Source organism: Streptococcus sp. KCJ4932, assembly GCF_004352745.1.
GTDB lineage: Bacteria > Bacillota > Bacilli > Lactobacillales > Streptococcaceae > Streptococcus > Streptococcus ruminicola.
Genome location: NZ_SJWW01000037.1, coordinates 1 through 652 on the forward strand (window position 1 = coordinate 1; position 652 = coordinate 652).

Genomic DNA, 652 nt, shown 5'->3' on the forward strand with positions numbered 1-652 from the left:
AAACTATTAAGTATTTTTTTATTATAACCTTGATAATATTCGCAAACAACTTGAAAAATTTCGATTTCATCTTTAGGTAGAAGACTTTGAAATATATCGACTAGACGATAGAACAATGCCTCACATGATACTGCTAACTCTTCTTTTACTTTTTGAAAGCTGTCTTTTCGATAAAAAATCTTTGCTAATAATACAATATCAGGCATTAATACAGTAGCAGAGAAAATATTTGCTTCTCTTTCTTTTACAGAATCACTCTTACCACGTAATTCTGTGAAGCATTTCCCTGAATGCCCTAAAACAAAATGTCCCAATTCGTGACACATTGTAAAATTTTGTTTTTCCGTAGAATTATCTTTTTCATATGAAAAAGATACCCCATCTTCATTAATCAAAGTAAGACCTTCAATTTTTCTACAAGAAAAATGATGTTCAAGTATTTTGATATTGTAACGCTTCAAATAGTAATTTAAGTATGAACTAAAATGATAATCTATCAACGATTCACCCGTATTCTTTATAAATTGATAAATATCTTGTTTAGCTATTCTAGCAATTTTAAAATAATTTCCATTCAAAATTAACATCTCCAATTCTATTACTGATTAGCTTCCAATTATTTAAATTGTATAAAAATTAGAAAACGTTGTCT

1 protein-coding gene is annotated in these 652 nt (G+C 27.3%); it reads right to left on the reverse strand.

Annotated features, from left to right (window positions below; genetic code table 11):
* A partial coding sequence (locus tag E0E02_RS09365; protein WP_133018456.1) for an ImmA/IrrE family metallo-endopeptidase occupies positions 1-578 on the reverse strand: 578 nt, incomplete at its 3' end.
* Positions 579-652: the final 74 nt, after the last annotated feature.